Source organism: Streptomyces sp. NPDC096152, assembly GCF_044763235.1.
In the GTDB taxonomy this organism is placed as follows: Bacteria; Actinomycetota; Actinomycetes; order Streptomycetales; family Streptomycetaceae; genus Streptomyces.
This window is the reverse complement of record NZ_JBIWFW010000007.1, coordinates 48,464-72,910: the sequence shown is the minus strand read 5'-3', so window position 1 is coordinate 72,910 and position 24,447 is coordinate 48,464. Positions and strand designations below refer to the sequence as shown.

Sequence of the window (24,447 nt, the reverse complement as noted above, 5' to 3'; positions counted from 1 at the left end):
CATGGCGTGCGAGGTGACCACAGCCGTCCGAGTGCGAGCTCGAACACTCGTCGCCCAGAGTTCACCTTGGAGCCAGTATTGGTTCATTTGGGAGGTCGGAAACGGACGCGTACGGGCCGGAACGTGGGAGCGTGGGGTTCGTACCGCTGGTTCGACCAGGGGCTCCGGCCCCGAACCCCGAACGAAGACGCACGAGAGGGAAACCCTGATGCGGGACGCGTACCACGAGGAACTGGACTCGATCGGCGACGGTCTGGTGGAGATGGCCCGGCTGGTCGGGTCGGCGATCGGGCGCGCCACCACGGCCATCCTCGACTCCGACCTCAAGCTGGCCGAGAGCGTGATCGAGGCCGACAAGAAGGTCGACGAACTCCAGCACGACCTGGAGGCCAAGGCCATAGCCCTGCTGGCGCGCCAGCAGCCGGTCGCCACCGACCTGCGGATCGTCGTCACGTCGCTGCGCATGTCCGCCGACCTGGAGCGCTCGGGCGACCTCGCCCAGCACGTGGCGAAGCTCGCCCGGCTGCGCTTCCCGCAGCGCGCGGTCCCGCAGGACCTGCACGCGACGATCCTGGAGATGGGCCAGCTCGCGCAGCGCCTGATGGCGAAGGCGGCCGAGGTGATCGTGACCAAGGACGTCGACCTCGCGCTCCAGCTGGAGCAGGACGACGACGAGATGGACCTGCTCCACCGCACCCTCTTCCAGCACCTGATCGACGACCGCTGGAAGCACGGCATCGAGACCGCCGTCGACGTCACCCTGCTCGGCCGCTACTACGAGCGTTACGCCGACCACGCGGTCGCGGTGGCCAAGCGCGTCGTGTACCTGGTGACGGGCGAGCACGCGGACGAGATCCAGGCCGCGGACATCCCGCCGGTGGCGGGGGTCGAGGGGGCCTGAGAGCCGAGGGGGCTGCCTGGCCCGGGGTGCTCGGAGGGCTTTCCCGGGCTCGGCGCGGGCTGCCCCGGAGCCCGGCGGGACCGCCCGACGCGGGACTCCTCGGGTCTGAACAGGCGCGAAGGGGTGGTGGCTGGGCGTGCGCGAGCCACTGTGCGCCGTTGATGCGCCCAGTGCGGTGGGCGTCCAATGGGCACAGGCACCAGCCTCTAGGAGGACCCATGGCCGATTCCCCCAGCACCACGCCCGACCCCACGCAGGAACGCGAGACCGAGCAGCCCACCGAGATCAGGAGCCTCCCGCTCTTCGGCGCCTGCGGCTGCGGCTCGGGCTGCGGCTGCGGCTGCCAGTCGGGCGGCCCCTGCCAGTGCGGCTGACGGAACGACCGACGGCTCGTGCGTACGCACCTGACGCACATACGCCGTACAGGGCCCCGGCGCACGTGGATACGCCGGGGCCCTGCCGTCTCCACGGTGACGGACCCGCGAGTCAGCCCTTGCCGCGGCTCTGGGCCTCGGCCTCCGCCATGGCCTGCGCCTCGGCGTCGGCCAGGGCGATGGTGAAGCCGAGGGCCTTGGTGATGTGGCCGGCCGCGGCCATCACGCGCGCCGTCCCGATGACGGGGGCGACCGCCACGAGGACGTCCTGCACCTGCTCGACCGTCAGGTTGGCCCGCACGGCCGGACCGACGTGGGCGAGGTAGGAGACGGCCGGTGCGTCCATCGCCGCGAGGGCGGCGATCCGGGTGCAGATGAGTGTGCTCTCGTCCAGGCCGCAGCGTTCGAGCGAGTCGATGGTCATGGCGGCGAGGGTGTCGAGAACAGGGGTGTCCGAGCTGGTGGTCATGGTGGAGCCGCCTTCCGGGCGTGCTGAGCCGGCACGCGCGCCCCGCGGAACGGGGCCCCTCACACGCCGGCGACTGGCATTTCCACCGTAAGCAGCAGTTGAGCACCCCGCATGCCGGGCCATCCGGGTGAATCACCCTCCGAAACGGATGGACCCTTCAGGGTGGATGCCCGCCGACACGGGCCTTTGCATGCGCTCCCGCTGGGACCTCACCATGGGCGGATGACGAACATCGACGAGACCGCCCCGGCGGAGCGGGCATGACGGCCCCGGCGGGAGCGCGTGTCGTGGCGATGGGCCCCGAGCACGCCGACGAGGTCCTGGCGATCTACCGGCTCGGCATCGAGGAGGGCGACGCGACCTTCGAGACGGCGCCGCCCACCTGGGAGCAGTTCGACGCCGCCAAGCTGCCCGGCCACCGGTACGTCGCCGTGGCCGGGACGGGCCGTGTCCTGGGCTGGGTCGCCGCGACCCGGGTGTCGGACCGGGGCGCGTACGCGGGCGTCGTCGAGCACTCCGTGTACGTCCACCCCGACGCCCGCGGCCGCGGCACCGGCCTGATCCTGCTGAACGCCCTGATCGACTCGACCGAGGCGGCGGGCGTCTGGACCATCCAGTCGGGCGTCTTCCCCGAGAACACCGGCAGCCTCGCCCTGCACGAGAAGGCCGGGTTCCGTGTCATCGGCACGCGTGAACGCATCGGCCGGCACCACGGTGTATGGCGCGACGTCGTCCTGATCGAGCGCCGCAGCCATACGGTCGTCTGACGCCCGCTGGAGGGCCGTCCGGCCCTGGGCCGGGGAACGATGGCCCACTCCCGGCGAGGCGCCGCCGCCCCATCCTGGAAACCGGAGATCGGAAATCCGGAATCGGCCGGAAGAAGTGATCGTCATGATGTGGTACGACGGCGGATGGGGCTGGGGCGGCTGGTTCATCATGGCAGCGTTCATGGTGCTGTTCTGGGCGCTGGTGATCGCCGGTATCGTCGCGCTGGCGCGCTACTTCGGCGGTTGCCGCCATCAGCAGTCCGGCCCGCCCACACAGTCCGGTGCCCCCGGTGAACAGGGCTGGGGGAACCGCCGGGCGGAGGACCTGCTCGCCGAGCGCTTCGCCCGCGGGGAGATCGACGAGGAGGAGTACAAGCGCCGCCTCACGCTGCTGCGGGAGCACCGGTGAGCACGCGCCGCCGCCCGGGGGTGTGGCAGGTCGTGGCCGCGGCGGCCGCCGCCCTGGTCCTGGGCATCGCCTCGACGGTGCTGCTGGCCGCCACCCACCCCTTCCCCTCCATGGGCCCCTCGTCCTGGAGGGCGCACGGGGGACGGTGCGCTCCCCCCGCGCCGGGCGCCCGCACGGTCGACGTGCTCGCCGGCGACATGGGGCACATGGGGCCCGGTCCGGGCCCCAGGCACGGCATGCGCATGATGAACCTGACCGTCCACCCGGCGACGGTCCCGGCCGGGAAGGTGACGCTGCGGGTGTTCAACGCGGGACGGCTCGCCCACGAGGTCGTCGTCCTGCCCCTGCTGGCCGGCCAGTCCGCGGGCAACCGGGCCATCGGCTCCGACCTGCGGATCGCCGAGACGGGCAGCCGCGGCGAGGCCTCCCGCACCTGCGGCGCGGGCACCGGCGACGGCATCGCCCCCGGCACCCGAGGCTGGACGACCCTGACCCTCGCGCCCGGCCGCTACGAACTGGTCTGCAACTTCCCCGGCCACTACGCGTCCGGCATGTACACCGAACTCGACGCCACCCGCTGACACCCCGGCTCGGGGCCGCCTGTGGCCCGTGGAGAAACGTAAGCCCCTTGCGGCTGTGCGCTCACGGCTGCCCGGCGGAGGAGTCAGTGTGCCCCCGGCCATCTGCCGGGGGCACACCGCGCGCTTCCGCCAGTCGAGGTCACGTTGCTTCAGCGGGCCGCACGGCGGGCACGTCTGGCGTACGTACCTGGGGCACGAAGCCTCATCGAATCCTGAAACGGATTGTCGGCCCCCCTGCCGTCCCGATGCCCCGGCCTGCGAGAGTGGTCCCGTGCTGCTGGATCCTGAGAAAACTCTGTTCGTCCGTGGTGCCACGCCCGTGCTTCTGCTGGCCGCCGCGCCCGTCCACGATGCCCTGCCGCTCCTGACCGCGCCGGACGGGGCGGTGCCGTTGTGCGAGGGCTGGAGCATCGTTCCTCGACTCACCCTGTGCGTCGTGGACGGACCTGGGGACCACGGGCTCGTCGTCCCCGCCCTCGCCGCGCCGGTGGTCGGCGGGGCCGACGAGGGCACGGCACCGAGCGGCATGGGCGACTGGTGCGCGGATGCCGAGCAGGCCGGCGGAGCAGTGGTCCTGTCTTTGGAACACCTGCCCGAGGCACTCGACTGGTCAGCCCTGCTGTCCTCGGGCACCACCCGCGGCGGCTTCATGCCCGCGCCCGCCTGACCGGAGCAACTGCCGCAGGCCAACCGGTGCTGCGGCACGGACGCCGTCCGGGCCTCGCGAGGCTTCGACACCACCCTCTCGCAATGCATCTGCCGCCATTTCGTAAATTCCTCACCTTTCGATTGTTCAACCTCTCGACGCTTGAATAATCGACTACATTGCAGCGCCTTCGACATGCACCTAGGCCCCAGCACGCTTAGAATGCTGTGTACCGAGCAGCGCGCGGGCGTGGCGACAGAGACGGACTCCGATTAACCTCCGGGATTGCCGGGAGGTCAGTCATGCCATTTACCAGGAAGGCTGCGCTGGACCCGGATAATGATGTGGCTGGATACGCCAGGTCCTCATGGTGGCAGCGCATGGTTGCACACATTGCAGAATTGCAGTGTCAGCTCAACCGGATCAAGTCGCTCAACCCTCACGGACTTGCGCCGCACGAGGTGGAGATCGCCGCAAAGATTGAAACGCACCTCAACGCTGCACGGCAGGCGGCAGATCGCAAGAAGAATCTATGGGCCATAATCACCGGAGCCGATATCGATCGAGCATTCGCCAATATACACAGGGCGGAAACGAAACTTATTCGCCTGACCCCCGAGGGGGAACTGGGCGAATTGGGACCATTCGTGCTGGCGAACGCCCGACAGCATCTGGGCGGCGAAGATCCTCGGCGCGCCAGGCTAGAGGCGCAACTCCGGAGCAACGGCCACAGGCTCACCGAAGACATGCGTGAACTCGCCATCACCACGCTGCTGGCTGCTCAGATGGCAGAAGAAAAGGAGCGGGCGAAGGCTCGGAGTTTTCGCAATATACTGCTGGCGTCCGTGATGGCAACAGCGGTCATTGCTGGACTTTTCATTTTTTGGGGATTTTTCTCTCCATCGACGATCGTGTCGAACATCTGCTTCAAACCAGATCCGGCAAAGCCCCAAATCTGCCCGATCGGCAACTCGGCAACCGGTCAGGACATGTTGATGGTAATGGCGTTCGGATCAGCTGCGGCGGCCTTCGCAGCGGCGGTCTCCCTGAAAGGGATTCAAGGGACGTCTACCCCGTATTCGGTCCCCTTGATGCTGGTGCTTCTTCGGATCCCAGTGGGAGCCTTGGCTGCACTGATGGGTCTCGTCCTGATCCACGGTGGCTTCGTTCCAGGTCTTTCAAACCTGGATAGCGGGCCGCAGATCATCGCCTGGGCGATCTTGTTTGGCATACTGCAAGAAAGTGTCACGCGACTGGTGGACCGACAGGGTAAGGACGTCCTGAACAACGTACGCGGAGCCGAACGCGAGTTCCAGAAGAGCTCAAGTCACAAAACCTGACGTGACGCGAGAAGTGATCTGGGCTTCCTGCCGTCGGGCAGTCCGTGAACCTGCGGAGCCGGAACCGCACTCCCCCGGTCCTGCCGCCTGACGGCCCGGTCAGCAGCTCGCGGCCCAGAGACGGCCCCAGCACAGCGACAAGCCCCCTGCCGGCGGAAAAACCGCAGGCAGGGGGCTTGATCAGCTCTGCTTACTTCTTCTTGCCCTGGTTCTTGACCGCCTCGATCGCCGCCGCGGCCGCCTCGGGGTCGAGGTAGCGGCCGCCGGGGGTGACGGGCTTGAAGTCGGCGTCCAGCTCGTAGAAGAGGGGGATGCCGGTCGGGATGTTCAGTCCCGCGATGTCGGCGTCCGAGATGCCGTCCAGGTGCTTGACCAGGGCGCGCAGGCTGTTGCCGTGGGCGGCGACGAGGACCGTGCGGCCGGCCAGCAGGTCCGGGACGATGCCGTCGTACCAGTACGGGAGCATCCGGAAGACGACGTCCTTCAGGCACTCCGTCCTCGGGCGCAGCTCCGGCGGGATGGAGGCGTAGCGCGGGTCGTCGGACTGGGAGAACTCCGTGCCGTCCTCGAGCGGCGGCGGCGGGGTGTCGTAGGAGCGGCGCCACAGCATGAACTGCTCCTCGCCGAACTCCGCGAGGGTCTGCGCCTTGTCCTTCCCCTGCAGGGCGCCGTAGTGGCGCTCGTTCAGGCGCCAGGAGCGGTGGACCGGGATCCAGTGCCGCTCGGCGGACTCCAGCGCGAGCTGCGCGGTGCGGATCGCGCGCTTCTGGAGGGACGTGTGGACCACGTCGGGGAGGAGATCGGCGTCCTTCAGGAGCTCGCCACCGCGGACTGCCTCCTTCTCGCCCTTCTCGTTCAGGTTGACGTCCACCCAGCCGGTGAACAGGTTCTTCGCGTTCCACTCGCTCTCGCCGTGGCGGAGGAGGATCAGCTTGTACGGTGCGTCGGCCATGCCTCAGAGCGTAATCCACGCATTCGAACCCCTGCGTGGCCTGCCCGGCAGGCGGACGGTTGACGGCTTCTGTTAATTGAGTGGCTCCTTCGGGTCGCCCGGTCGTAAGTTGTGCTCGCCGCATGAGCCGCTTACATCACCGCCGCAGCCGTAGGGGGATCCCGTCATGTCCGTCGCCCGTCTCAGAGGTGCCGCCCGGGAGACCGTCTCGGGACTCCCCCGTGCGTTCTGGTGGCTGTGGACCAGCACCCTGGTCAACCGGCTGGGCGCCTTCGTCGCCACCTTCATGGCGCTGTACCTGACCCTGGACCGCGGCTACTCCGCCACGTACGCCGGTCTCGTCGCCTCGCTCCACGGGCTCGGCGGTGTCGTCTCCTCCCTCGGCGGCGGTGTGATGGCCGACCGGCTCGGGCGGCGGCCGACCCTGCTCGTCGCGCAGTCCGCCACCGCCGTCTCCGTCGCGGTGCTCGGATTCGTGCACGACCCCGTCGCCATCGCGGCCGTCGCCTTCCTCGTCGGCCTGAGCAGCAACGCTTCCCGGCCGGCCGTGCAGGCGATGATGGCCGACATCGTGCGGCCCGAGGACCGCGTGCGGGCCTTCTCGCTCAACTACTGGGCGATCAACCTCGGCTTCGCCGTCTCCTCCATGGCCGCCGGCTTCATCGCCGAGTACAGCTATCTCGCCGGTTTCCTGATCGAGGCGGGGATGACCCTGGTCTGCGCCGTCGTGGTCTTCCTGAGGCTGCCCGAGTCCCGGCCGGCCGTGCCGTCCGGTGCGCAGGGCGGCACGCCGGACGCCGTCGGACTCGTCACCGTGCTGCGCGACGGGCGTTTCATGGCCGTCGTCGGGCTGTCCTTCCTGGTGGCCCTGATCTTCCAGCAGGGTTCGGTCGGCCTGCCGGTGGCCATGGGCACGGCCGGGTTCGCCCCCGCCGACTACGGCATGGCGCTCGCCGTCAACGGTGTGCTGATCGTGGCGCTGCAGATCCCGGTCACCCGGTTCATCGAGCACCGCGACCCGCGCCGGCTGCTGGTCGTCTCGTCCCTGCTCGCCGGGTACGGCTTCGGGCTCACCGCCTTCGCCGGGTCGGTCGGCGCGTTCGCCCTGACGGTCTGCGTGTGGACGCTCGGCGAAATGCTCAACGCGCCCACGCAGACCGGGCTGGTCGTGCGGCTGTCCCCGGTGCACGGCCGCGGCCGCTACCAGGGCGTGTACACCCTGTCCTGGTCGCTGGCGGCCCTGATCGCCCCGCTGATGTCCGGCTACGTCATCGACCACCTCGGCGCCGGGTGGCTGTGGGGCCTGTGCGCGCTCGTCGGCACGGCGGCGGCCGTCGGCTACGGGGTGCTGATGCGGAGCCTGCCCAAGGAGCAGCCGACCGGTGCCGTGGTCCCGGAGAGCACCGAAGTCCCCGAGAGCACCGAAGTCCCCGAGAGCGCCGCGGTCCCGGAGAGCGCCGCGCCCCGGGTCGCGGCCGCGTGAGCGTGCGTCCGGAAGCCGTCCGAGCGTGATCGCGGCGGCAGGCCCGCGCGGGCCTGCCGCCGGCGTCACGCCGTCCCCGCGCCGGCCCGCCGCTCCCGGGACGCGTCCGCGGGCGCCTTCACGCCAGCCGTCCCGGACGTGTCCGCGGGCACCTTCGCACCCGCCCTCCCGGAAGAGCGCGGGTTCGCAGATTCCCGTGCGCTCCGTACGCGGAACCCGCACGCGATCCTGCGGCTTGCGCAGTTGTGCGTACGGGTTCCCGCTCACTTCGGAGCGCGGCTCAGTTCCCGGGCCTCACTTCAGGTGCCGGTCGTAGAACCGGCCCCCGTCCTCCACCTCGAACCACGGGGTGCCGGTGTGCCCGCCCAGATTGGCGTGCAGCGTCTTCTCCCTGGTGCCGAAGGCGTCGAACAGGTCCAGGGCCCGCTGCCGGGGGTTGCCTTCGTCGTCCCACTGCAGCAGGAACAGCAGCGGAATGGTGACCTGCCGGGCCTCCTCGCGCTGGGCGCGGGGCACGTAGCCCCCGGCGAAGAGACCGGCGGCCGCGATGCGCGGGTCGAGGACCGCCAGCCGAATGCCGACGGCGGTCCATCCCGAGTACCCGACCGGGCCGCCGATCTGGGGCAGCGAAAGGAGGGCGTCCAGAGTGGTCCGCCACTCCGGGACCGCCTTTTCGACCAGCGGGCCGATGAAGGACTCGAAGATCTCGTCGACCGGCTCCCCGGCCCGCATCGCCCGGCGCAGGTCGGCGCGGGCCCGCTCGTCGGCGGCGGAACGGGGCCGGTCACCGCACCCGGGGGCGTCGACGGCGGCCACCGCGTAGCCGTACGCCGCGTAGTGCCGGGCCCGGGCCACCAGCCGGGATTCCCTCCGGGGCAGGCCGTTGTTGTGGGCCATCAGGATCAGCGGAGCCGGTGCGGTGGATTCAGGCGTCCACAGGGTGCCGGGGATCTCGCCGAGGGTGAACTCGCGTTCGCGGACGCCGTCGTCGAGGCGCCGTTCAGAAGTGAACTGCATGGTCGTGCCTTTCGGGAGGGCTCAGAGACGGCGCTCCCGGACGACCTATCGCCCGACCGTGACCCCGAAGGAGAGCACCCATGTCGAAACTGCGTTCACGGGTACCACCTCCTCGTTCTCTCGCACGGCCTCCGGGAACGTAGCAGCGGCCCCCGCGGTCCGCCAACGGGTTTTCTTGCGGGAGCTCGTGGCCGCACACCGCGGGCATGGCGCCGCGGCCGGGCAGACCGCCACGTTCGACGGCTCCGGATGCGTCCGCGCGCGCCTTCGCACCCGCCCTCACGGATGCATCCGCGCCCCCTTCAGCACCTTGTCCACCGCGTTCCGCGGTCCGTACACCGCAAGTCCCACCAGGTCCAGCCCGCCGGTCGGTACGGCGCGCACCGCCGCGCGGTTGTCACGGTCGTTGCCCGTCGTGAACAGGTCGCCGGTGAACACCGCGCGGGGCAGCGCCCGCGAGAGCGCCCGCCCGTGCGCCGCCGTCAGGGTCTCCCCGGTGCCCTCGAACACCAGGACCGGCTGGCGGAACATCGAGAGGTACGGCACCCCGTCGCCGTCCTCGTACGGCTCGCCGACCACCTCGGGGACCGCCGTGCCGAGGCCGCTGACCAGGAAGGCGGTGACGTTCAGGCGCTGCCAGGACTCCAGGTCCGCGCGCAGCAGGACGGCGATCTTGGTGTCGAAGCGGACGGGGGCCTCGCCAGAGGTCTCGGCAGGGGGCTGGACGTGGGTCTCGATGCTCATGCCGTGAGACTGCCGTCCGCCGTACGGCATCGTCTTGTACGTTCTTTGCATGGCCGCGCAGCCCGAGGTCACCGCCTGGCGCCCTCACGTCCCGGGGGTCGTGGAGGTCTTCCACGCGCACTTCACCGAGTACGCCTATCCGATGCACGTGCACGAGGCGTGGACGCTGCTCGTCGTGGACGACGGCGCCGTACGGTACGACCTGGACCGGCACGAGTACGGCACCCCGCACGACACGGTCTCGCTGCTGCCGCCGCACGTCCCGCACAACGGCTCCCCCGCCACCCCGCACGGCTTCCGCAAACGCGTCCTCTACCTGGACGCCACGATCCTCGGCACCGACCTGATCGGCCCGGCCGTCGACGGGCCCGGCCTGCGCGACCCCTTGCTGCGCCGACGCGTCGGGCAGCTGCACACCGTGCTCGCCCGCCCCGGCGACGAACTGGAGGCCGAGAGCCGGCTCACCCTCGTCGGCGAGCGGCTGCGCACCCATCTGCGGCCGCGGCCGGCCGCCGGGCCCGCCCGCGACGACGGCACCGTCGCCCGCCGGCTGCGCGAGCTCCTCGACGAGCGGGTCACGGAGGGCATCGCCCTCGGCGAGGCCGCGCGGCTCGTCCAGGCCCATCCCGCCCACCTGGTACGGGCGTTCAGCGGCGCCTACGGCATCGCGCCGCACCAGTACCTCATGTCCCGCCGCGTCGACCGCGCCCGGCGGCTGCTGCTTGAGGGGCTGCGTCCGGCCGAGGTGGCCACGACGACCGGTTTCTACGACCAGGCCCATCTCACCCGGCACTTCAGAAGGCTGGTGGGGGTGACGCCGGGCCGCTACGGCGGGAGCTTCCGGCCCGGCGCGCGCTGAGCCTCGTACGGCTGCCGTCAGTGCCGTACGAGCCGTCCCGGGTCCGGCGCCAGTCCGCCCGAGTCCGTGGTGAGTCGACCCGAGTCCGTGGTCGGTTCGCCAGGGTCGGTCGTCAGTCGGCCGGGCGCTCGGTCAGGTGCGCGAACGCCTCCAGGTTCCGCGTCGACTCGCCGCGGGACACGCGCCAGGCGTACTCCCGGCGGATCGCGGAGGCGAAGCCGAGTTCCAGCAGGGTGTTGAAGCTGCCGTCGGCGGCCTCCAGCACCTGCCCGAGCAGCCGGTCGACCTCGTCGGGCGTGACGGCGGCCAGCGGCAGGCGGCCGGTGACGTACACGTCGCCCAGCTGGTCGACGGCGTAACTCACGCCGTACAGCTTGAGGTTGCGCTCCAGCAGCCAGCGGTGGACGGCGTCCTCGTTCTCGTCGGGGTGGCGGATGACGAAGGCGTTGAGGGAGAGCGAGTGCCTGCCGACGATCAGGGACAGGGTCGTCGACAGCTTGCGGGTGCCGGGGAGCTTGGTGACGTACGTGCCCGACTCCGGGCTTTCCCAGTCCAGTTCGGCGTCCTTGAGCACGCCCTCGATGACCTGCGCCGCCCGCTGCTGCTCTGCCTCACCCATGGTGCGAGCGTACGCGACGGCGGTGGGCCTGCATCGCGGCCGTGTAGACGTCGGCCGTGGCGGCGGCCGAGGCGTCCCAGCCGAAGGACCGCGCGTGCCGGGCGGCGGCGGCGCCCATCCGGTCCGGTAGGTGCGGGTCGTCGGCGAAGCCGCGCAGCACGCGCGCGTAGTCGGCCGGGTCGTGCCCGCGCACCAGGTACCCCGTCTCCCCGTCCCGCACGGCCACCGGCAGCCCGCCGACCGCGGCCGCGAGCACCGGCGTGCCGGCGGCCTGGGCCTCTATCGCGACCAGGCCGAAGGACTCGCTGTAGGAGGGCATGACCAGGACCGAGGCGGCCCGGAACCAGTCCGCGAGCTGTTCCTGCCCGACCGGCGGCCGGAACCGTACGACGTCGGCGATGCCGAGCCGGGCCGCCAGCTTCTGCAGCCCCTCCGGCTTGGCCAGGCCGCTGCCGCTGGGGCCGCCGACTATGGGCACGATGATGCGGGAGCGCAGCTCGGGCCGCTCGTCCAGGAGGGCGCCGACGGCCCTGAGCAGCACGTCGGGCGCCTTCAGCGGCTGGATGCGGCCGGCGAAGAGCGGGACGAGCGCGTCCTGCGGCAGGCCGAGGCGCTCGCGGGCGGCGGCGCGGCCGTCGCCGGGGCGGAACCGGCCGAGGTTGACGCCGGGGTGCACGACGGCGACCTTGGCGGGGTCGGCGGCGTAGTGCCGGACGAGTTCGTCGGCCTCCTCGGCGGTGTTGGCGACGAGCCGGTCGGCGGCGGCGACGATCTGGGTCTCGCCGATGACGCGGGCGGCGGGCTCGGGGGTGTCGCCGTCGGCCAGGTTGGCGTTCTTGACCTTGGCCATGGTGTGCATGGCGTGCACCAGGGGGACGCCCCAGCGCTGGGCGGCGAGCCAGCCGACGTGGCCGGAGAGCCAGTAGTGCGAGTGCACGAGGTCGTAGTGGCCCGGGCGGTGGCCGGCCCAGGCCTGCATCACACCGTGCGTGAAGGCGCACAGCTGGGCCGGGAGGTCCTCCTTGGCGAGGCCCTCGTAGGGGCCGGCGTCGACGTGCCGGACGAGGACGCCGGGGGCGAGTTCGACGGACGGCGGGAGGCCGCCCGCGGTGGCCCGGGTGAAGATCTCGACCTCGATGTTGATCGCGGCGAGGCGCTGCGCGAGCTCCACGATGTAGACGTTCATGCCGCCGGCGTCGCCCGTGCCGGGCTGGTGGAGCGGGGAGGTGTGCACGGAGAGCAGGGCGACCCGGCGGGGCCGCCGGTGCAGCCTGAGCCGCGAGGGCGCCGCCGCGGAGCGACGCCCGAGCCTGCTGACGTACTGGCTCACGTGGCGTTCCTCCTCGCTGCGGGCATGCCGTACGGCGGGCGCGGAGCGCCCTTCAGGGGCTAACGCCGGAGGAGTTGGCTCCATTTCCGGTACGGTCCTCTTTGCTCAATCATTACTTGATCTCGATCAATCGTTCGACCGGGCGGCGGATGAGGTCGGGAGGGTCCCCGATGGGGGCCGGAGCGGGGCCCGGGCGAGGCTCGGGGCGTGGGCTCCGGGGCGGGGGCTGGGCTGGTGCCGGGGCGGGAGCCAGGGGTGGCCGGGACGGAAGCCAGAGGGGGCGGCCTACGGCCCCGACCGCGGCGCGCGTCCCCTTCCGGGTGCCCGCCCGGGGCCCGCATACCCTCGTATCCATGACATCCCGCGCAGCGACCCGCCCCGTGGGCACGGTGACGCGCGGGACGACCAACCCGAACCGGCTCCGCCGGATGGACCGCTGGATCGCGGCCACGCACGGCGCCGAGCTGCGCCGGGCCGCCGCCCCGGTGGCCGTCGACCTCGGCTACGGCGCCGCCCCGTGGACGGCGGTCGAACTGCTGCACCGGCTGCGCACCGCCGCGCCCCGCGCACGTGTGGTGGGCGTCGAGATCGAACCGGCGCGGGTGGCGGCCGCGAAGCCGTACGAACGCGAGGGGTTGGTCTTCCGGCACGGCGGCTTCGAGGTCCCCGTCGCCCGGCGGCCGCACCTCATCCGCGCGGCGAACGTGCTGCGGCAGTACGACGAGGCCGAGGTCGCCGCCGTCTGGGAGGGGCTGTGCGCGCGGCTCGCCCCGGCGGACGGGCACTCGCGCGGAGGGCTGCTCGTCGAGGGGACCTGCGACGAGATCGGCCGCCGGCACGTCTGGGTCGCGCTCGGCCCCGAGGGCCCCCGCACGGTCACCTTCGCCACCCGCCTCGGCTCCCTGGACCGCCCCTCCGACCTCGCCGAACGTCTCCCGAAGGCGCTCATCCACCGCAACGTCCCCGGTGAGCCGGTGCACGCCTTCCTGCGAGACTTCGACCGCGCCTGGGCGGCCGCCGCGCCCTACGCCTCCTACGGCGCCCGCCAGCGCTGGATCCGCGCGGTGCGCGACCTGACGGCCGGCTGGCCGGTGACGGACGGGCCCGCGCGGTGGCGGCAGGGCGAAGTCACGGTGGCCTGGAAGGCGTTGGCACCGCGCGGCTGACCGCCGTACCCGCCCCGACCTGCGGGGAACGATCTTCGTGAGTCGTTCGTCACACAGGCGGGGAGATCGTCATGCCCGGTGTCCGCCGTGGGGAGGGAAGTCGTCGTACGGCCGGGTTCCGTCCGCGCAACGCCGAGCGCGCCTCTGTCGCTTTTCGCCCGGACATGGCACTATCCCCCAGGTGTCGTAAGTTACTGACGGTAAATCAGCTTGGGGGCTGAGTATGGGACGGGGCAGGAGCAGCGTGCTCGCGGCGGCCGTGGCCGTGGTCTGCGCGGTCACCGTGCTGGGGGCGCCGGGCGTGGCGTTCGCGAGCGCGGGGCCCGCGCCCACTCCTCCCGCCTCCGCCTCTCCCGGCGCGCCGGCCGGCTCACCCAAGGCCCCGCCGTCCGGCTCGCCTTCCGCCCCCGTGAGCCCGCCCGCGGACAAGGACCTCGAAGCCGTCCGCGCCAAGCTCGACAAGCTCTACCACGACGCCGCGGTGGCCACGGACGCGTACAACGCCGCCGAGGAGAAGGCCCGCAAGCAGTCCGCCGAGATCGTCGACCTGGCCCGGAAGATCGTCAAGGGACAGCAGCGACTGGACGAGTTGAAGGACCGGGCCGGTGCCGCCGCCCGCGCGCAGTACCGCACCGGGGGACTGCCGCCCGCGGCGCAGCTCGTGCTCAGCGACGACCCGCAGCAGTTCCTCGACGGCGCGGGCCGCGTACTGCAGGGCGAGCGGGCCACCAAGGGCCTGCTCGCGGAACTGGCCCGCACCCAGAAGGACTTGAAGCAGTACGCGAAGGACGCCGCCGACCGCTGGCAGAGACTGGAGGCGAACCGCAAGGCGAAGGCCTCGGCGAAGAAGGAGATCCAGCAGCGGATCAAGGCGGCCGAGGAACTGCAGTCCACGCTGGAGAAGCGGCAGCAGGAGCGCCTGGAGCGGCTGGAGCAGGAGGCCGCCCTGAAGGCGCAGACGGCCTGGCTCGACACGGGTGTCCTCAAGGAGATCAGCGGCAAGGCTTCCGAGGCCGGCCGCAGGGCGGTGGAGTACGCCACCGCCCAGATCGGCAAGCCGTACGAGTGGGGCGCCGAGGGGCCGAAGACGTACGACTGCTCCGGGCTGACCTCGCAGGCCTGGGCCGCGGGCGGCCGCCCCATCCCGCGCACCTCCCAGGAGCAGTGGAAGCAGCTCCGGCACGTGGACGTGAAGGACATGCGCCCCGGCGACCTGATCATCTACTTCGACGACGCCAGCCATGTGGCGATGTACGTCGGCGACGGCACGATCGTGCACGCCCCGCGGCCGGGGCGGACGGTGACCGTCGCGGGCGCGGGTTCGATGCCGATCCTGGGGGTCGTACGGCCCGACGCGGGCTGACGGGCCCGGCGGGGACCCGGACCGACCCGGACGCGGACCGAACAGGACGCGGACCGAACAGGAATGCGGCCGTGACCTGGACCATGTGACGGATCGCACCCGGGTGCGCCGTCAAACCTCCCGCCGAAGTGAGCTACGTCATGCCCACCCCTGGGGGGCCCTGTACAACTCCGGCAGGAAACGCGGCATATGACGGTGGCCGCGGCCCGAGCGACGCGCCTCACACCATTCCGCTGCGGCGCCTACTACCGCTAGTGTCCCCGTCGGTGGAGCGAGATCCCTCGTGCCCACCGTGCCCTCGGGGGGAGGGAAGGAACCAACACGATGCCCGTGCCCGTACCGCGGCAGAAAGCGTTCCCGGCCGCGGAGAGCGGTCAGGCGCAGACCGTGCCCCACGGCGGCGGCCCCTCCGCCGCACAGGCCCTGCCCAAGGAAGCCACGGTCGAGAACAACACCCGCGACACCGCCCACGCCCACAGCACCAACCTCACGCTGCTGCTGATCGAGGACGACCCCGGCGGCTCACCGATCGTGCCCGACCTGCTCGACCAGGCGGGCAAGCCGATCCGTATCCGGACGGCCCGCAACCTCACCGAGGCCGGACGGCTGCTCACGGACGACGTCCACTGCATCCTGCTGGACCTCGCGCTGCCCGCGCCCGGCCGGGCGGGTGCCGACGACGAGCTGGCCGTGCTCAAGCACGTGCTCGAGATCGCGCCCCGGCACGCCGTCCTCGCGCTGACCGCGTCCGGCGACGCCGAGCGCGGCGCGGAGGCGGTGCGGGTCGGCGCCCAGGACTACCTGTTCCGCGACGAGCTGGACGGGCGGCTGCTGAGCCGCGCCATCCGGTACGCGGTGGAGCGCAAGCGCTCCGACACGGCCGAGCGCCGGCTCGCCGAAGGCAGGCTGCGCGCGCAGGAGAACCGCCGCCTGGAGCGCGGTCTGCTGCCGACCCCCCTGCTGGACGGGGCCTCGCTCCGCTTCGCCGCCCGCTACCGGCCCGGCCGCTCGCGCGCGCTGCTCGGCGGCGACTTCTACGACGCCGTGCGCACGCCCGACGGCACCGTGCACGCCATGATCGGCGACGTCTGCGGGCACGGCCCGGACGAGGCCGCGCTCGGCGTGGAGCTGCGCATCGCCTGGCGGGCGCTGACGCTGGCGGGGCTGTGCGGCGACGAACTGCTGAACACCCTGCAGCAGGTGCTGGAGCACGAGCGCGCCGACGACGAGATCTTCGCGACGGTCTGCACGGTCGACATCGCACCCGACGGACGCCGGGCGGGCCTGTGCCTGGCCGGCCATCCGGCACCGCTGGTCGCCCGCCCGGGCCGATCCGCCAAGCTGCTGCCCTACGACAACAACGGCCCCGCCCTCGGCCTGCTGCCCGGGGCGCGCTGGCCCCGGATGCAGGTCGAGCTGGGCGCCGAGTGGAGCCTGATGCTCTACACCGACGGCCTGATCGAGGGCCGGGTCGGCGCGGACGGCGAGCGGCTCGGCCAGGACGGCATGGTGGAGATGGTCCGCCGCCAGCTGGCCCAGGGCCTGCGTGGCGAGGCTCTGCTGCGCGCGGCGGTGAACGAGGTCCGTGACCTCAACGGCGGCGAGCTGACCGACGACGTGGCGGTGGTCCTGCTGGACCGGGAGCCGTAGGGGCTCGGATCGGGCCCCTCAGCGGGCCCGCCGCGTGCCGAGAAGCGGGTCCGGAGCCCCTGAGACCGCCCCGATACGGCCCCCGGGCTCAGCGTCCGCCGTTGTAGGGGCCGTACGGGCCGTCGCTGCTGCTGCCACGGCGGCGGCCCCAGCCGCTGCCGCCCGACACCTGCTTCAGCGCGGGCCGTACGTCGACGATGTAGACGATGCTCGCGATCACGCCGATGATCGGCAGGAACGACAGGATCGAGAACAGGTAGCTCACGACGAGCGCCAGGGCCAGGATGATCAGCCAGAACACCTTGTTCTGCTTGTCGGCCGCGCGGAAGGCGTCCTCGCGCCGGAACGCGGCGTCGAACAGCCCGAACGCGGCCAGGGCCATGAGCAGGATCTTCAACAGCCCCAGGAACCCCGCGAAGCCCAACATCAGCATGCTGTCCACCGCCCGATCTCTCCCGTTTCACTTGCGGCCACCGTACCCGTAGAACGGGCCGGACACCCCCAGGGTGCCCGGCCCGCGGAACCCGCCCGGAAGCGCCGGGCGCGGGTGCCCTCTACTTGGCGGGCGGCGTGGTCCTCTTGGCGGCCGTGGTCTTGCGGTTCACCGGAGCCTTCTTCGCCGGCGCCGGCTTGTTCGCCGCGGCGGCCTCGGCGGGCTTGGCCTCGGCGGGCCTGTCCTGCTTGACCTCGACCGGCTCGGTCCTCGGCTCGACCGCGATGGCGAGCTCCTCGACCTCCTCGGCGATGTCCTCGATGCCCTCGGCCGCCTGGCCGCGCCAGGTCCGCACGGTCTGCTCGCCGTGCTCGGCGACCTTCTCGTAGGTCTCACGGGCCTTCACGGCGTACTCGGCGGCGACGCCGACGCCGCGCAGGGCGAGGTCCTGGGCGGTCTCGCCGAGCTTCTTCAGGTCGGCGTCGAGGTTGGTGGAGAGCTTCTTGAGGTCGGAGTCCAGGGAGTTGATGAACTCGCCGACCCGGGTCTGGAGGGTCGACTGCGTCTCCCGGACGCGGTTGCCGGCCTCCTTGGCACGGGCGGCGGCCCGCTCCTGGACGACCTTGGGGTCGGTGTTGCGCACCGCGTCGATACGGGCCGGGGCCTCGGCGCGCAGCTGCTCCACCAGGGCGGGCACCTTCTTGGCCTGCTGCAGGGCCAGGTCCGCGGTGCCCGCGGCGAAGTAGAGCGGCGTCGGGTCGCTGAGGGTCTTGCGCAGGTCGTCGGTGATGGCCATGGTGGTGGACCTCCCGGTCACTTTCGGCTGAGGGTTGTGGTGTTCCGCGATCGGCCGGCCGCGCGGCCCCTGAGGGCGCGGGTTCAGCCGGCCTCCTTCCGCGGATCGGCGTCACTGCCGCGGGACGTGCGGGTGCCGGTGGCGTCACTGGTGTCCTCGGCGCCGCCGCCCCGGGCACGCGGGGCGCCGGGCACGTCCGGAACGTCCCCGCCGGGCGGGCGGACACCGTCCGCGCCGCGGACCTCGTCGTCCGTCCGCCCGTCCGCCGGGCCGTCCGCCTTGGTGATCCCGAACCCGTTCTCCTTGCGGAAGGACTCGTAGATCTGGAGCAGCACCTGCTTCTGCCGCTCGTTCAGCGAGGGATCGGCGAGGATGACGGCGCGCGTCTCCACCTCGTCCCGTTCGCGCTCGGCGTCGAGGATGCCGGCCCGCACGTACAGCGTCTCGGCGGAGATGCGCAGCGCCTTGGCGACCTGCTGGAGCACCTCCGCGCTCGGCTTGCGCAGCCCGCGCTCGATCTGGCTCAGATACGGATTGGACACCCCGGCGGCGTCGGCGAGCTGCCGCAGCGACAGCTGCGCGTTGCGCCGCTGCTCGCGCAGGTACTCACCGAGATTGCCGACGTTGAGCGATGCCATGCCTCTACCTTGCACCACCCTCGCTAACAATTGCAAGCACCCCGCTTGCAAGAGTGCGCCACGCCACCCGGCGGTCAGGGCACCGAGCGGTCCACGTCCTGCCTCCGCGAGTGCGGACGGCCCCTCTTCGCCCCCGACGGCACGGCCGCACTCACCGCCGACCCGGACGGGACGGCCCGGTATCGGTCGAGCCACCGGACGCAGCCGAGCGGAACGCGTGGTTGACCTTCACCTTGGGGGAGCCCACAGCATCGGTGAGGCCGGGCGACGTGCCCGGAGGAGGAGCGAGGCATGGGGTTGCTGACCATCGGAGCGTTCGCCAAGGCATCCCGGCTGTCGCCGAAGGCGCTGCGGCTCTACGACGAACTCGGCCTGCTGACCCCCGCTCGCGTCGACCCGGTGACCGGCTACCGCCTCTACGCACCGGAGCAACTGGACCAGGCCCGACTGGTCGCCTGGCTCAGACGCCTGGGAATGCCTCTGGCCCGCATCCAGAAGGTCTGCGCGCTGGAGGCGGGTCCCGCGTCCCAGGAGATCCGCTCGTTCTGGGCCCAGGTCGAAGCCGACACCGCCGCCAGGCGGGACCTGGCCGCCTTCCTCATCGACCACCTGTCCCGGAAGGACCCTGCCATGTCCCCGACCGCCAAGCCCCTCGGAATCCGTTGCGCTGCCCTGTCCGACACGGGCCTCGTCCGCGAGAGCAACCAGGACACCGCCTACGCCGGGTCCCGCCTGCTCGCCGTCGCCGACGGCTACGGCCGCCGGGGAGCCCCCGCGAGCGCGGCCGCCGTCGACGCACTCAAGCACCTCGAAGCCGGCAGCATCCCGGCAGGCGATCTCCTCAACGTCCTCGAAGACGCCGTCGAACAGGCCGAACACGCGGTGCACGGCGTCGCCGGAGCCGGCTCTTCACCCGAAGAGGCCGGCACGACACTCACCGCGATGCTCTGGACCGGATCGCAACTGGCCCTCGTCCACGTGGGCGACTCCCGCCTCTACCTCCTGCGCGACGGGGAGCTGTTCCAGATCACCCACGACCACACCATGGTGCAGTCGATGGTCGACGAAGGGCGCCTCAGTCCGGAAGAGGCCGCCTCCCACCCCCAGCGGTCACTGCTGATACGAGCCCTGGGCCAGGGAGCCGGCGCCACCCCCGACATGCGCCTCCACGACGCCCGGCGGGGAGACCGGTACCTGCTCTGCTCCGACGGTCTGTCGACAGTCGTGCCGACCGAGGAGATCCACCGAGTGCTCTCCCGGACGACGGAGCCCGAACAGGCGGTCCGCGAACTCGTCACCCTCGCCAACGACTCCGGCGGCCCCGACAACGTCAGCTGCGTGGTCGCCGAGGTCATGGAGCTCCAGCGGTAGGAGCGAGCGGCATGCACCGACGAGTACCGGCTCGCGGGAGCACGACGCCGGCGGACCGTCACATCCCCGGCCGACCGGCCTTCCGGTCCCGTCATGGTCTCCCTAGGCCAAAGCGCGGGCAAGACAGGGGTTCGCCGTCGGGCGGATGGGCAGGCCCAGGGAGCCCGTGGCCACCGCGAGGGTCATCGCGTACGAGTCGACGACGCGGCGGACGTTGGGGGCGTCCAGGCTCGCCCCGGTCACCAGACGGTCCAGGTCCACGTATGCGGACCGGACGGTCTCCAGCCCCCGGTACACCCGCCAGTCCTCCCGCCAGCCTGCCGTGTACTCGGCGGGCAGGAGACGCTCCCAGCGCCGGAACATCCGCTCGCGGATCTCGGGGCGGGTGGGGGTGAGGTGCATGTGCCGGACGAGGTCGTACAACGGGTCCCCGACCAGGGCCATCTCCCAGTCGATGATGGTCAGGGCCTGGAAGTCCCTGGGGCGCACGAGGTTCCACGGGTTCAGGTCGCCGTGCAGCAGGGCCGGTCGGCGGTCGCTCACCCGGTGGCGGGACAGGATCTGCCGGAGCCGGGGCGCGTCGGGCAGCCCGAGGAGGCGGGCCAGCTGCTGGGACTCCTTCGGCAGGCCGGCCACCAGGATCACGAGTTGATCGCACAGCCAGGCGAAGAAGGCCCCTTCGCCTGCGGCGGGATCGAGTTCCGTGTAGTCCACACCGGTCAGCGCGCACAGCTGATCGACGAGCCCGTCCGCCTCGTGCGGCAGGAGCCCGTGCACGGGATGGCTGGGCGGGCGGTCAGTGTCCTCGGGGCCGACATAGGTGTGGATGGCGAAGGGCTGCCCCCCGTGGCTGTGTCCCAGCGCGAGGGCCCTGGGGGCCGCCACCGCCACCCCGGACTGTTCGATGGCCCGCAGCACGGCGTGCTCGCTGAGGAAGCACGGCTCGCGACGGCAACTGTTGGCCACCTTCCGCCGCACCACGACCGGGTGGCCGAACCCGGGCACGCGGACCACCGAATTGAGGTGGGCCGTGCCCTTGAACACCCTGCTGGCCGACGCCATGCCTTCGGCGAGCAGGGCGTCACCCACGGCGGTCGCGGGAAAATCGTCGCGCGTCGGGAGACGCGCGTCCCAGTCCCACGAGATCCTCTCGGCTGCGCTGCCGGAGCCGCTGCCCCGGAACACCGTGCGGGGGGCGCGCCACCGGTAGAGGATCCGCTCCACCTCCGCCGCGTCCGGGATGTTTCGCAGCCCGAGCGGTTGTGCGGCCGCTTCCAGTGCCCGGTGCACGGAGGCGGTCGCATCGTCCAGGCTCTTCGGGTCGGGCGCGTTCGCCAGGGCCTCGGCGGCACGCATCACGTCCGGGTAGACGGACTGTGCCCGCTCGAAGGCCACGTAGTGGCGCAGATCCTTGTCCAGGCCGTTCACCGCTGCGGGGCGGATCCGCTGCATCGCCTCCGCCCATGCGCCGATCACCTCGTCCCACTGGTGGGCGGGGTACTGCATCCGCACAAGGTGCGTGGCGAGGTCGTGCAGCGGGTCGCCGTAGGTCGCCAGTTCCCAGTCGACGCAGATCAGGGGCGGCACGCCTCCGTACGACATGATCAGGTTGTCGCGGTGCAGGTCCGCGTGGAGCAGGCTGTACGGCCGTCTCGCCATCGCGGGGACGCGCTCGGCCAGCCGGATCATGGCGTCCTCCGGGATGCCCAGCTGCGCGAACAGTCCTCCGAAAGCGGGCCAATTGGGCTGACGGATCTGCCGGTCCGCAAGCCTGGCCAGCGTCTGCAGGAACCCTTGGCTGTCCGAGTGGTTGCCGGGCCAGCCGGCCGGCAGGGGAGGCAGCGCCCCCCTGCGCACCTGGGCCATCCGGGCCAGCAGCCCGGCCAGCGCCCTGATCAGGAGCGTGTCGAGGGGTTTGCCGTTGGCGCAGACGCTGGAGAGCGGTACGCCTTCCACATGGCTGTGGATGGTGAAGTCGTCCCCGTCCAGGAGGCACTGGGGTGCGTGCGGCAGGACGCCATTGGCGGCGTCCAGGATCCGGGCCTCGTCGTCCCACGTCCTGATCACCACGGGCAGCACCTCGGCGCGACGGATCCGCACGGTCACCTTGGTGCCCGCCGGCTTGCCCAGCAGGTTCGCCACACGGTCCGTCAGGGGCAGCACATAGTTCTCGTTGTGGTGCCCGCTGCTCGCCTCACCGCGTTCGACGGCGAGCCGTACGAACGTCCGGACGTCGCGCGCGGCAAGCTCCCCGAGGGAGGGACGGGGGGGAGGAGGTGCGCCCACGGCCGCTCCCTGACTCACGCAAGCACGAACGAAGGTATGGCAAAAGGTACGACATCAGGACATACTGCGCACTGTCGGAGCGCGGCTGGGGTGAGTGGAAGGGTGGTGCACCCTCAGCTGGGCGTCCGGCGGGTCAGGCCAGTGCGGTGGGACGGAGCGGTTGCTCACGCGGTGCCGGAGATGCTACCGGAGACCTCCGGTGCTTTTGAGCCACTCAGGACACACGGCCTCGGCCGCTACTCGGACAGCAGCGTCCGGGGTCACTTCTTCCTGCTCGAAGGCCTCACTGATGAGCGGTCCCAGCGTCACGCCCCGGCGCGATCGGGTGGCCTTGGCCGCCGGGGACTGTATGCGCTGGTTCTTGAGGACACGGGAGCCGCTGCCCCGCCGCGACTGGATCCAGCCCTCGTCACGGCCGTCCGTATCGTCGGCGCAGCCCCGTCAACCTCCTCATCGGGCCGGGAGAGGTGGACGTCGAGGGCTCAGGCGCGGCCCCGTGGCTCCCGCAGGGTGCGCAAGGTGCGCAGGAGGGGTTCCAGGGAGTCCACGATGGTTTCGGCGCCGGATTCGCGGAGGAGTTTGGCCTTGCGGGGGTTGCGGGCGTAGCCGAGGAAGGGGACGCCGGCGCGGAGGGAGGCCTCGTGGTCCGAGGGGGTGTCGCCGATCATCAGGGCGTCGCGCGGGGCCACGCCGGTCGCGGTGAGGGCCCGGTTCAGGCAGTGCGGGTCCGGCTTGAGGTGGTGCAGGTCCTGGGTACGGCCGTAGATGTGGGGGGCGAAGCAGGAGAACACGCCGCGGCTGTCCAGATACCTGCGGACCACCACCGGCGAGTTGTTCGTGGCGATGGCCAGACGGGAGCCGAGCGCCGTCCAGGTGCGGATCAGCGGGTCGGCGTACGGTGTGGGCCAGGCGGAGGCGGCGGCCCGCAACTCCTCCTGGGTGAGGCGCTCCTCCAGTTCGGCCACGAGATCGCTGCCGGGGTGCCGGCGGTCGACGGCGCGCAGGACGACGTGCGGGTCCAGCGACTCCCGTTCGGTCCCGGTCAGCAGCCCGTGCAGTCCACGCCCCTCCAGCCAGTCGACCAGGTCGGTCGCCACCCGGTCCGCCGAGTGCCCGGCGAAGAGGCGGCAGATCGGGCCGTCGAAGTCCCAGAGCACGACACGTGCGCGCGTGATCAGGTCCCGCAGGTTCTCGGTCTCCGCTGTCACCGGTTCGGTCTGTGTCGTATCAGAAGTCACTAGGAGAGTGTCAGGTCCGTGGTGATGGTTTCCCAGAGGGCGTCGAACCACTTCTGGGATTCCTCCACAAACGCCGCGTCCCGCCGGCCGGCATCCCGCTCGAAGGAGAACAGCAGGGACTCCGTGCCCATGACGTCGTACATGTCCAGCGTTCCGCCGTCGGACGGCTCCTCGCGGCGGGTGATCATGTAGTACGCGATGAGCGCCTCCTCGCCGTTGAGCAGGTACAGCTTCACCGGCGGGGTGAAGGGCAGGGCGCGGAACCTCACGCGGACGTCGACCCCGTGGGTGGCGCGCAGGGCGTTGAGGTTGTGCCGCAGGACGTGCCCCTGGGCGTTGCGCTGGGCCAGCCAGCGCTGGTGGACCGGGTCGTCGTCGCTGCCGCGGTCCACGGAGATAGGGAAGGCCAGGTTGATGTCCCGGGACGGCAGCAGGATGCGGACGTCGATCGACTCGGGCCGTATGCGGCCCTCGTGGATCAGGCGGACCGGCTCGCCGAGCGCCAGCATCAGCGTCTCGGCGGTCAGGCATGCCGCGTCGATCCGGACCTGCCGGGCCGCGAAGGCCGCCGCGAGCCGGGGGGCGAGCCCCACCATCGTGGGCTGGGGCTCCGCGCGGGCCGGGGTCGGGGCCGCGACCCTCGGCGGGCTGCCCTTGCTCACGTTGCTGAGCAGGCCGCCCTCCTGGAGTGACCGCAGGGCCTGACGGACGGCGCCGCGCTCCACGCCGAACTCCTGGGCGAGTTCGGCCTGGGTGGGCAACCGGTCGCCCGGCCTGAGCTCGCCCGCGCGAATCCGTTCCCGCAGGTTGTCGGCGATCTCCTGAGGGGAACTCCTTCTGCTTCCGTTCACGGCCACGCTCTCCTGAGTCACGACCAAACGCTACAACTTTGATCCATCTAAGGGGAGTTGTTTGGAACTTGTTTATGAGTAGGTGCCAAGTGGGCACAACTTAAGCAGAGTTGGTTGCCAACTTGATTGAGTTGGCGGAAGTTTTGCCTCCCGATTTCCGCACT

At 71.5% G+C, this 24,447-nt stretch carries 25 protein-coding genes; 13 read left to right on the top strand and 12 right to left on the bottom strand.

Features of this window, described 5'->3' with window-relative positions:
- Positions 1 to 208 precede the first annotated feature (208 nt).
- Together phoU and ACIQ9G_RS23645 are read left to right on the top strand one after the other, a co-directional pair.
- On the top strand, positions 209 to 901 hold the full coding sequence (phoU, locus tag ACIQ9G_RS23650) for a phosphate signaling complex protein PhoU (protein ID WP_392194229.1): 693 nt from the start codon (positions 209 to 211) through the stop codon (positions 899 to 901).
- A gap of 218 nt (positions 902 to 1,119) precedes the next feature.
- Positions 1,120 to 1,275 carry a hypothetical protein gene (locus ACIQ9G_RS23645; protein ID WP_392194230.1) on the top strand — a complete coding sequence of 52 codons (156 nt, stop codon included), beginning with the start codon at positions 1,120 to 1,122 and terminating at the stop codon, positions 1,273 to 1,275.
- Between the two features lie 112 nt (positions 1,276 to 1,387).
- Here the strand turns inward: ACIQ9G_RS23645 and ACIQ9G_RS23640 are convergent, their stop codons facing one another.
- A complete protein-coding gene (locus ACIQ9G_RS23640) occupies positions 1,388 to 1,744 on the bottom strand; it encodes a carboxymuconolactone decarboxylase (RefSeq protein WP_403612827.1) in 357 nt (118 codons plus the stop codon).
- Positions 1,745 to 2,004: 260 nt separating this feature from the next.
- On the opposite strand from ACIQ9G_RS23640, the gene ACIQ9G_RS23635 reads away from it, so the two are divergent.
- The 5 genes from ACIQ9G_RS23635 (at position 2,005) to ACIQ9G_RS23615 (ending at position 5,487) form a co-directional block, all read left to right on the top strand.
- Complete coding sequence (locus tag ACIQ9G_RS23635) at positions 2,005 to 2,511, top strand: GNAT family N-acetyltransferase (RefSeq protein ID WP_403612824.1); 507 nt, start codon at positions 2,005 to 2,007, stop codon at positions 2,509 to 2,511.
- Positions 2,512 to 2,635: 124 nt separating this feature from the next.
- Positions 2,636 to 2,920, top strand: a complete 285-nt coding sequence (locus ACIQ9G_RS23630) for an SHOCT domain-containing protein (RefSeq protein WP_403612821.1) — start codon at positions 2,636 to 2,638, stop codon at positions 2,918 to 2,920.
- Positions 2,917 to 3,501, top strand: coding sequence for a sulfocyanin-like copper-binding protein (locus ACIQ9G_RS23625; protein ID WP_403612818.1), 585 nt, complete (start codon positions 2,917 to 2,919; stop codon positions 3,499 to 3,501). Before ACIQ9G_RS23630 ends, ACIQ9G_RS23625 begins: the two co-directional genes overlap by 4 nt.
- A 271-nt stretch (positions 3,502 to 3,772) precedes the next feature.
- Positions 3,773 to 4,168, top strand: coding sequence for a hypothetical protein (locus tag ACIQ9G_RS23620; protein ID WP_403612816.1), 396 nt, complete (start codon positions 3,773 to 3,775; stop codon positions 4,166 to 4,168).
- Between the two features lie 359 nt (positions 4,169 to 4,527).
- Complete coding sequence (locus ACIQ9G_RS23615; RefSeq protein ID WP_403612815.1) at positions 4,528 to 5,487, top strand: hypothetical protein; 960 nt, start codon at positions 4,528 to 4,530, stop codon at positions 5,485 to 5,487.
- 190 nt (positions 5,488 to 5,677) lie between these two features.
- On the opposite strand, the gene ACIQ9G_RS23610 is transcribed toward ACIQ9G_RS23615, so the two are convergent.
- A complete protein-coding gene (locus tag ACIQ9G_RS23610; protein WP_403612813.1) occupies positions 5,678 to 6,439 on the bottom strand; it encodes a phosphoglyceromutase in 762 nt (253 codons plus the stop codon).
- 166 nt (positions 6,440 to 6,605) lie between these two features.
- Between ACIQ9G_RS23610 and ACIQ9G_RS23605 the strand changes: the two genes are divergently transcribed.
- Positions 6,606 to 7,922 carry an MDR family MFS transporter gene (locus ACIQ9G_RS23605; protein WP_403612811.1) on the top strand — a complete coding sequence of 439 codons (1,317 nt, stop codon included), beginning with the start codon at positions 6,606 to 6,608 and terminating at the stop codon, positions 7,920 to 7,922.
- Positions 7,923 to 8,216: 294 nt separating this feature from the next.
- Here the strand turns inward: ACIQ9G_RS23605 and ACIQ9G_RS23600 are convergent, their stop codons facing one another.
- Positions 8,217 to 8,939, bottom strand: a complete 723-nt coding sequence (locus tag ACIQ9G_RS23600; protein ID WP_403612810.1) for an alpha/beta hydrolase — start codon at positions 8,937 to 8,939, stop codon at positions 8,217 to 8,219.
- A 279-nt stretch (positions 8,940 to 9,218) separates the two neighbouring features.
- Positions 9,219 to 9,683 carry a DUF2000 family protein gene (locus ACIQ9G_RS23595; protein WP_403612809.1) on the bottom strand — a complete coding sequence of 155 codons (465 nt, stop codon included), beginning with the start codon at positions 9,681 to 9,683 and terminating at the stop codon, positions 9,219 to 9,221.
- 49 nt (positions 9,684 to 9,732) lie between these two features.
- Between ACIQ9G_RS23595 and ACIQ9G_RS23590 the strand changes: the two genes are divergently transcribed.
- On the top strand, positions 9,733 to 10,542 hold the full coding sequence (locus ACIQ9G_RS23590; RefSeq protein ID WP_403612808.1) for an AraC family transcriptional regulator: 810 nt from the start codon (positions 9,733 to 9,735) through the stop codon (positions 10,540 to 10,542).
- A gap of 112 nt (positions 10,543 to 10,654) precedes the next feature.
- Here the strand turns inward: ACIQ9G_RS23590 and ACIQ9G_RS23585 are convergent, their stop codons facing one another.
- Positions 10,655 to 11,161, bottom strand: coding sequence for a YbjN domain-containing protein (locus ACIQ9G_RS23585; RefSeq protein ID WP_403612806.1), 507 nt, complete (start codon positions 11,159 to 11,161; stop codon positions 10,655 to 10,657).
- Positions 11,154 to 12,491, bottom strand: coding sequence for a D-inositol-3-phosphate glycosyltransferase (mshA, locus tag ACIQ9G_RS23580; RefSeq protein ID WP_403612804.1), 1,338 nt, complete (start codon positions 12,489 to 12,491; stop codon positions 11,154 to 11,156). Before mshA ends, ACIQ9G_RS23585 begins: the two co-directional genes overlap by 8 nt.
- 353 nt (positions 12,492 to 12,844) lie before the next feature.
- Here mshA and ACIQ9G_RS23575 point away from each other — a divergent pair, with 353 nt between their 5' ends.
- The 3 genes from ACIQ9G_RS23575 to ACIQ9G_RS23565 all read left to right on the top strand — a co-directional run bounded on the left by ACIQ9G_RS23575 (position 12,845) and on the right by ACIQ9G_RS23565 (position 16,670).
- Positions 12,845 to 13,657, top strand: coding sequence for a class I SAM-dependent methyltransferase (locus tag ACIQ9G_RS23575; RefSeq protein WP_403612802.1), 813 nt, complete (start codon positions 12,845 to 12,847; stop codon positions 13,655 to 13,657).
- Between the two features lie 223 nt (positions 13,658 to 13,880).
- Entirely contained in the window at positions 13,881 to 15,020 is a 1,140-nt protein-coding gene (locus tag ACIQ9G_RS23570; protein WP_403612799.1) for an NlpC/P60 family protein, read from the top strand.
- Positions 15,021 to 15,344: 324 nt separating this feature from the next.
- On the top strand, positions 15,345 to 16,670 hold the full coding sequence (locus ACIQ9G_RS23565) for a PP2C family protein-serine/threonine phosphatase (protein ID WP_403612796.1): 1,326 nt from the start codon (positions 15,345 to 15,347) through the stop codon (positions 16,668 to 16,670).
- 88 nt (positions 16,671 to 16,758) lie between these two features.
- Here ACIQ9G_RS23565 and ACIQ9G_RS23560 read toward each other — a convergent pair whose 3' ends face one another.
- The 3 genes from ACIQ9G_RS23560 to ACIQ9G_RS23550 all read right to left on the bottom strand — a co-directional run bounded on the left by ACIQ9G_RS23560 (position 16,759) and on the right by ACIQ9G_RS23550 (position 18,537).
- Entirely contained in the window at positions 16,759 to 17,103 is a 345-nt protein-coding gene (locus ACIQ9G_RS23560) for a DUF2516 family protein (RefSeq protein ID WP_392194308.1), read from the bottom strand.
- 121 nt (positions 17,104 to 17,224) lie between these two features.
- The gene (locus tag ACIQ9G_RS23555; RefSeq protein WP_403612793.1) at positions 17,225 to 17,899 is read right to left on the bottom strand and encodes a hypothetical protein; all 675 of its coding nucleotides are present in this window, start codon (positions 17,897 to 17,899) and stop codon (positions 17,225 to 17,227) included.
- 83 nt (positions 17,900 to 17,982) lie between these two features.
- A complete protein-coding gene (locus tag ACIQ9G_RS23550; RefSeq protein ID WP_403612791.1) occupies positions 17,983 to 18,537 on the bottom strand; it encodes a helix-turn-helix domain-containing protein in 555 nt (184 codons plus the stop codon).
- Positions 18,538 to 18,828: 291 nt separating this feature from the next.
- On the opposite strand from ACIQ9G_RS23550, the gene ACIQ9G_RS23545 reads away from it, so the two are divergent.
- Entirely contained in the window at positions 18,829 to 19,908 is a 1,080-nt protein-coding gene (locus ACIQ9G_RS23545) for a MerR family transcriptional regulator (RefSeq protein ID WP_403612788.1), read from the top strand.
- A 102-nt stretch (positions 19,909 to 20,010) separates the two neighbouring features.
- Here ACIQ9G_RS23545 and ACIQ9G_RS23540 read toward each other — a convergent pair whose 3' ends face one another.
- The 3 genes from ACIQ9G_RS23540 to ACIQ9G_RS23530 all read right to left on the bottom strand — a co-directional run bounded on the left by ACIQ9G_RS23540 (position 20,011) and on the right by ACIQ9G_RS23530 (position 24,310).
- On the bottom strand, positions 20,011 to 22,194 hold the full coding sequence (locus ACIQ9G_RS23540) for a phosphotransferase (RefSeq protein WP_403612787.1): 2,184 nt from the start codon (positions 22,192 to 22,194) through the stop codon (positions 20,011 to 20,013).
- A 482-nt stretch (positions 22,195 to 22,676) separates the two neighbouring features.
- A complete protein-coding gene (locus ACIQ9G_RS23535; RefSeq protein WP_403612785.1) occupies positions 22,677 to 23,432 on the bottom strand; it encodes an HAD family hydrolase in 756 nt (251 codons plus the stop codon).
- The gene (locus ACIQ9G_RS23530) at positions 23,432 to 24,310 is read right to left on the bottom strand and encodes a FadR/GntR family transcriptional regulator (protein ID WP_403612783.1); all 879 of its coding nucleotides are present in this window, start codon (positions 24,308 to 24,310) and stop codon (positions 23,432 to 23,434) included. The genes ACIQ9G_RS23535 and ACIQ9G_RS23530 overlap by 1 nt, the downstream gene beginning before the upstream one ends.
- Between the last annotated feature and the right edge of the window lie 137 nt (positions 24,311 to 24,447).

Bases quoted from the DNA above. Each gene is read 5' to 3' on its own strand.
- phoU (WP_392194229.1), top strand. From the start codon at position 209: ATGCGGGACGCGTACCACGAGGAACTGGACTCGATCGGCGACGGTCTG.
- ACIQ9G_RS23645 (WP_392194230.1), top strand. From the start codon at position 1,120: ATGGCCGATTCCCCCAGCACCACGCCCGACCCCACGCAGGAACGCGAG.
- ACIQ9G_RS23640 (WP_403612827.1), bottom strand. From the start codon at position 1,744: ATGACCACCAGCTCGGACACCCCTGTTCTCGACACCCTCGCCGCCATG.
- ACIQ9G_RS23635 (WP_403612824.1), top strand. From the start codon at position 2,005: ATGACGGCCCCGGCGGGAGCGCGTGTCGTGGCGATGGGCCCCGAGCAC.
- ACIQ9G_RS23630 (WP_403612821.1), top strand. From the start codon at position 2,636: ATGATGTGGTACGACGGCGGATGGGGCTGGGGCGGCTGGTTCATCATG.
- ACIQ9G_RS23615 (WP_403612815.1), top strand. From the start codon at position 4,528: ATGGTTGCACACATTGCAGAATTGCAGTGTCAGCTCAACCGGATCAAG.
- ACIQ9G_RS23610 (WP_403612813.1), bottom strand. From the start codon at position 6,439: ATGGCCGACGCACCGTACAAGCTGATCCTCCTCCGCCACGGCGAGAGC.
- ACIQ9G_RS23605 (WP_403612811.1), top strand. From the start codon at position 6,606: ATGTCCGTCGCCCGTCTCAGAGGTGCCGCCCGGGAGACCGTCTCGGGA.
- ACIQ9G_RS23600 (WP_403612810.1), bottom strand. From the start codon at position 8,939: ATGCAGTTCACTTCTGAACGGCGCCTCGACGACGGCGTCCGCGAACGC.
- ACIQ9G_RS23595 (WP_403612809.1), bottom strand. From the start codon at position 9,683: ATGAGCATCGAGACCCACGTCCAGCCCCCTGCCGAGACCTCTGGCGAG.
- ACIQ9G_RS23590 (WP_403612808.1), top strand. From the start codon at position 9,733: ATGGCCGCGCAGCCCGAGGTCACCGCCTGGCGCCCTCACGTCCCGGGG.
- ACIQ9G_RS23585 (WP_403612806.1), bottom strand. From the start codon at position 11,161: ATGGGTGAGGCAGAGCAGCAGCGGGCGGCGCAGGTCATCGAGGGCGTG.
- ACIQ9G_RS23575 (WP_403612802.1), top strand. From the start codon at position 12,845: ATGACATCCCGCGCAGCGACCCGCCCCGTGGGCACGGTGACGCGCGGG.
- ACIQ9G_RS23570 (WP_403612799.1), top strand. From the start codon at position 13,881: ATGGGACGGGGCAGGAGCAGCGTGCTCGCGGCGGCCGTGGCCGTGGTC.
- ACIQ9G_RS23565 (WP_403612796.1), top strand. From the start codon at position 15,345: ATGCCCGTGCCCGTACCGCGGCAGAAAGCGTTCCCGGCCGCGGAGAGC.
- ACIQ9G_RS23560 (WP_392194308.1), bottom strand. From the start codon at position 17,103: ATGCTGATGTTGGGCTTCGCGGGGTTCCTGGGGCTGTTGAAGATCCTG.
- ACIQ9G_RS23555 (WP_403612793.1), bottom strand. From the start codon at position 17,899: ATGGCCATCACCGACGACCTGCGCAAGACCCTCAGCGACCCGACGCCG.
- ACIQ9G_RS23550 (WP_403612791.1), bottom strand. From the start codon at position 18,537: ATGGCATCGCTCAACGTCGGCAATCTCGGTGAGTACCTGCGCGAGCAG.
- ACIQ9G_RS23545 (WP_403612788.1), top strand. From the start codon at position 18,829: ATGGGGTTGCTGACCATCGGAGCGTTCGCCAAGGCATCCCGGCTGTCG.